Origin of the sequence: Streptomyces sp. AcH 505 (genome assembly GCF_000818175.1) — a bacterium.
GTDB lineage: Bacteria > Actinomycetota > Actinomycetes > Streptomycetales > Streptomycetaceae > Streptomyces.
In genome coordinates this window covers 385,711-390,921 of the sequence record NZ_JTIY01000001.1, presented here as the reverse complement: position 1 = coordinate 390,921, position 5,211 = coordinate 385,711, and the positions used below count along the sequence as shown (strand labels likewise).

At 69.4% G+C, this 5,211-nt stretch carries 4 protein-coding genes; all 4 read left to right on the top strand.

Translation table 11 applies throughout. The annotated features are described in order from the left end of the window. The coding region (locus HY68_RS01795; protein WP_041983706.1) for a DNA translocase FtsK at positions 1-1,785 on the top strand (1,785 nt) is incomplete at its 5' end. A 174-nt stretch (positions 1,786-1,959) separates the two neighbouring features. Beyond that, positions 1,960-2,841 (top strand): helix-turn-helix domain-containing protein, encoded by an 882-nt coding sequence (locus HY68_RS01790; RefSeq protein ID WP_241778456.1) that lies wholly within the window; start codon positions 1,960-1,962, stop codon positions 2,839-2,841. Between the two features lie 96 nt (positions 2,842-2,937). Next, positions 2,938-4,485: a 30S ribosomal protein S12 methylthiotransferase RimO gene (gene rimO / locus HY68_RS01785; RefSeq protein WP_041983703.1), complete on the top strand. Its 1,548-nt coding sequence runs from the start codon at positions 2,938-2,940 to the stop codon at positions 4,483-4,485. Then, the gene (pgsA, locus tag HY68_RS01780; protein ID WP_041983701.1) at positions 4,482-5,186 is read left to right on the top strand and encodes a CDP-diacylglycerol--glycerol-3-phosphate 3-phosphatidyltransferase; all 705 of its coding nucleotides are present in this window, start codon (positions 4,482-4,484) and stop codon (positions 5,184-5,186) included. The genes rimO and pgsA overlap by 4 nt, the downstream gene beginning before the upstream one ends. Positions 5,187-5,211: the final 25 nt, after the last annotated feature.

The following is a 5,211-nucleotide window of genomic DNA, read 5'->3' as shown; positions in this document are numbered from 1 at the left end:
GCCGCCGCAGCCGCGCTGGACGGCGCCGTACTCAACGGGCTGCCGCCCTCGCCCGTCGTCGCGGGACTCACCCAGGGCGTCGACCGGATGCGCAAGCGGCCCGAAGACCGCGAGGACGAGCGGGCGGACGACCGCTCGGACGGCGGGGAGAGCGGCGACGAGACGTCGCGGGAGCACTCCGTACCGGTGCCGTCGGCGCGCGAGTCGGGGCGGCGCGGCACCCCCGCGGGGGCCGTGGCCGACCTGACGAAGCCCACGCCGCCGGAGGACCGGCCGCTGCCGCCCAGGGCCGAGCAGTTGCAGCTCGCGGGAGACATCACCTACTCCCTGCCGTCGCTCGACCTCCTGGAGCGCGGCGGGCCCGGCAAGACCCGCAGCGCCGCCAACGACGCGGTCGTCGACTCGCTGACCAACGTCTTCCGCGAGTTCAAGGTCGACGCGAAGGTCACCGGCTTCACCCGCGGCCCGACGGTCACCCGCTACGAGGTCCAGCTCGGCCCGGCTGTGAAGGTCGAGCGCATCACGGCGCTCGCCAAGAACATCGCGTACGCCGTGGCCAGTCCTGACGTACGGATCATCTCGCCGATCCCCGGCAAGTCGGCCGTCGGCATCGAGATCCCCAACTCCGACCGCGAGATGGTCAACCTCGGCGACGTGCTGCGCCTCGCCGCCGCGGCCGAGGACGACCATCCGATGCTGGTCGCCCTCGGCAAGAACGTCGAAGGCGGCTACGAGATGGCGAACCTCGCCAAGATGCCGCACGTCCTGGTGGCGGGCGCGACCGGCTCCGGCAAGTCGTCCTGCATCAACTGCCTGATCACGTCCGTGATGATAAGGGCGACCCCCGAGGACGTCCGGATGGTGCTGGTCGACCCCAAGCGCGTGGAGCTCACCGCGTACGAGGGCATCCCGCACCTGATCACACCGATCATCACCAACCCCAAGCGGGCGGCGGAGGCGCTGCAGTGGGTCGTGCGCGAGATGGACCTGCGCTACGACGACCTCGCCGCGTACGGCTACCGCCACATCGACGACTTCAACCAGGCCGTCCGGCAGGGCAAGATCAAGCTGCCCGAGGGCAGTGAGCGCGAGCTGTCGCCGTACCCGTACCTGCTGGTGATCGTCGACGAGCTGGCCGACCTGATGATGGTCGCGCCGCGCGACGTCGAGGACTCCATCGTCCGTATCACCCAGTTGGCCCGCGCCGCCGGTATCCATCTGGTGCTCGCCACCCAGCGCCCCTCGGTCGACGTCGTGACCGGCCTGATCAAGGCGAACGTGCCTTCCCGGCTCGCCTTCGCGACCTCCTCGCTCGCCGACAGCCGGGTCATCCTCGACCAGCCCGGCGCCGAAAAGCTCATCGGAAAGGGTGACGGACTGTTCCTGCCGATGGGTGCCAACAAACCCGTCCGTATGCAGGGCGCGTTCGTCACCGAGGCCGAGGTCGCCGCCGTCGTCCAGCACTGCAAGGACCAGATGGCCCCCGTCTTCCGCGAGGACGTGGTGGTCGGCACGGCCAAGAAGAAGGAGATCGACGAGGACATCGGCGACGACCTCGATCTGCTCTGCCAGGCTGCCGAACTGGTCGTCTCCACCCAGTTCGGCTCCACCTCGATGCTCCAGCGCAAGCTGCGCGTCGGCTTCGCGAAGGCCGGCCGGCTGATGGACCTGATGGAGTCGAGGAACATCGTCGGGCCGAGCGAGGGCTCCAAAGCCCGCGATGTCCTGGTGAAGGCGGATGAATTGGACGGGGTGCTCGACGTGATCCGGGGGAAGGCTGAATAAGAGGGGACCGGACAGTCTCCGCGGGCAACCGTTTCCCTTGGTCGGGCGTCAAGTTGGACAGAGGGATCACGTCCTGAGCCTCCGCCGTGCCGTCCGGCCATTCTGATGGCGTACAAACCTGATGCTCCGCTTGCCCCACCCTTTCGTACCACCCATAGACTGAACGTCCAGCAGGTGGCTACACGCTCGAAAGGCGCCCCCGTGTCCATCGGCAAATCACCCGACGGCAAATCCCCAGAAGAAGAAACGCCTTCGACAGAAGAACCGCCTTCGACCGAAGACAACCGGCCCTCCATCGGCCAGACCCTCCAGCAGGCGCGCGTCGCAGCGAATCTGACGGTCGACGAGGTCAGTGCCTCCACCCGGGTGCGCATCCCCATCGTGCACGCGATCGAGCAGGACGACTTCTCGCGCAGCGGCGGCGACGTCTACGCACGCGGTCATATCCGGATGCTCGCCCAGCAGGCGGGGATCGACCCCGATCCGCTCATCGAGCGGTTCGACGCCGAACACGGCGGTCGTCCCGCGCCCACACCGGCGGCGCCGATGTTCGAGGCGGAGCGCATCCGCCCCGAGCGGCGTCGGCCGAACTGGACGGCGGCCATGGTCGCGGCGATCGTCGCCGTGGTCGGCTTCGTCGGATTCACCGCGTTCAACGGCTCCGACGACAGCGGCGCTTCGAAGTCGGCTGCCGAGGGACCCAAGCCCGACAAGTCGGCGGTCAAGGCCAGCCCGACCAAGACGGCCGACCCCAAGCCCGCCCCTTCGGACAGCGCCATCGCGGCCGCCCCGCGCGACAAGGTGACGGTGAAACTCACCGCCGTCGACGCCAAGAGCTGGATCTCCGCCAAGGCGCACAACGGCAAGCTGCTGTTCGACGGCATCCTCCCCAAGGGTGAGTCCAAGACCTTCCAGGACGACGAGAAGGTCAATCTCATCCTCGGGAACGCCGGCGCCATAGAGCTGTTCGTCAACGGCAAGAAGGTCTCGGACGAGTTCGAGTCCGGCCAGGTCGAGCGGCTCTCGTACACACAGGGTGACCCCGAGGCGGGCTGACGAAGACCGGGGCGCGCGGTGGCTCCGGCCACCGCTCGGCCACCCGGGCAACCCTGAACGGCAAGGGCAGGGCCAGGACAAAGTAGTCTTGAGCCCATGCCCGAACGCCGTACCGTCGCCCTTGTCACTCTTGGCTGCGCCCGTAACGAGGTGGACTCGGAGGAGCTTGCAGGCCGCTTGGCAGCGGACGGCTGGGAGCTCGTCCAGGACGCCTCGGACGCGGACGTCGCAGTCGTCAACACCTGTGGATTCGTCGAGGCCGCCAAGAAGGACTCCGTCGACGCCCTGCTGGAAGCCAACGATCTGAAGGATCAAGGCAGAACCCAGGCCGTCGTGGCCGTCGGCTGCATGGCCGAGCGGTACGGCAAGGAACTCGCCGAATCGCTGCCCGAAGCGGACGGTGTGCTCGGCTTCGACGACTACGCCGACATCTCCGACCGGCTGCAGACCATCCTGAACGGCGGCATCCACGCCTCGCACACCCCCCGCGACCGCCGCAAACTGCTGCCGCTCAGCCCGGCGCAGCGGCAGGACGCCGGCGGAGTGGCCCTCCCCGGGCACGGCGACCTCCTGACGGCGCCCGCCCCCGCCGACCTGCCGGACGGCGTCGCGCCCGCGTCAGGACCGCGTGCGCCGCTGCGCCGCCGGCTGGACCGCAGCCCCGTCGCCTCGGTGAAGCTCGCCTCGGGCTGCGACCGCCGGTGCACCTTCTGCGCCATCCCCTCGTTCCGCGGGTCCTTCATCTCCCGCCGGCCGAGCGACGTGCTGACCGAGACCCGCTGGCTCGCCGAGCAGGGCGTCAAGGAGGTCATGCTCGTCTCCGAGAACAACACCTCGTACGGCAAGGACCTCGGTGACATCCGGCTGCTGGAGACGCTGCTGCCCGAGCTGGCGGCCGTGGACGGCATCGAGCGGATCCGGGTCAGCTACCTGCAGCCCGCCGAGATGCGCCCGGGGCTGATCGACGTCCTCACCTCGACGCCGAAGGTCGCGCCGTACTTCGACCTGTCGTTCCAGCACTCGTCGGCGTCGGTGCTGCGCTCCATGCGGCGCTTCGGCGACACCGACCGCTTCCTCGAACTGCTGGAGACCATCAGGGGCAAGGCGCCGCAGGCCGGTGTGCGCTCCAACTTCATCGTCGGCTTCCCCGGCGAGAGCGAGGCCGACTTCGCCGAGCTGGAACGCTTCCTCACCCACGCGCGGCTCGACGCGATCGGGGTCTTCGGCTATTCGGACGAGGACGGTACGGAAGCGGCGACGTACGAGAACAAGCTCGACCCCGACCTCGTCGCCGAGCGGCTCTCGCACCTGTCGCGGCTGGCGGAGGAGCTGACCTCGCAGCGGGCCGAGGAGCGGCTGGGCGAGGCCCTGGTGGTGCTCGTCGAGTCCACGGGCTCCGAGGACTCCTCGGAGTACTCCGAGGACGGCGAGGAGGCCGTGGCGGTCGGCAGGGCTGCGCACCAGGCCCCGGAGACGGACGGCCAGGTGCTGTTCACGTCACGCGAAGGTCTGCGTCCCGGCCGTATGGTCGAGGCGAAGGTGGTCGGCACCGAGGGCGTCGACCTGGTGGCTGAGTACGTGGCCGACTACGACGACCTTCCGGAGGAAGTCCTCCGGACCCCGGGTGAGGAGGCGGCCAGATGACCGGAGTCCCGGCGTCCGCGGCGGGCGGTACCGGCGCGAAGCCGGCGCCCGACGCCAAGCGGGGTGCTCCGGCGCTCGATCAGGCAAGCCTGTGGAACATCGCGAACATCCTGACCATGGTGCGGCTGCTGCTCGTGCCGGGCTTCGTGATGCTGATGCTCCAGGACGGCGGGTACGACCCGGTCTGGCGGGCCTGGGCGTGGGCGGCCTTCGCCGTCGCCATGATCACCGACATCTTCGACGGTCATCTGGCCCGTACGTACAACCTCGTCACCGACTTCGGCAAGATCGCCGACCCGATCGCGGACAAGGCGATCATGGGCGCGGCGCTGGTCTGTCTCTCGTCGCTGGGTGATCTGCCGTGGTGGGTGACCGGCGTCATCCTCTTCCGCGAGCTGGGGATCACGCTGATGCGGTTCTGGGTGATCAGACACGCGGTGATCCCGGCGAGCCGCGGCGGCAAGATGAAGACGCTGGCCCAGGGCACGGCCGTCGGGATGTACGTGCTGGCGCTGACCGGGCCGCTGGCCACGCTGCGGTTCTGGGTGATGGTGATCGCCGTCGTGCTGACCGTGGTGACCGGACTGGACTATGTGCGTCAGGCCGTGGTCCTGCGGCGCCAGGGGCTGGCGCGGGAGCGCGCGGCGGCGGCCTCGGCCGCCGGCGTGGAGCCCGCCAGGGCCGCGGAAACGAAGCAATGACCACCGGCGGCGAGCGGACCGGCGG

Bases quoted from the DNA above. Each gene is read 5' to 3' on its own strand.
- rimO (WP_041983703.1), top strand. From the start codon at position 2,938: ATGCCCGAACGCCGTACCGTCGCCCTTGTCACTCTTGGCTGCGCCCGT.
- pgsA (WP_041983701.1), top strand. From the start codon at position 4,482: ATGACCGGAGTCCCGGCGTCCGCGGCGGGCGGTACCGGCGCGAAGCCG.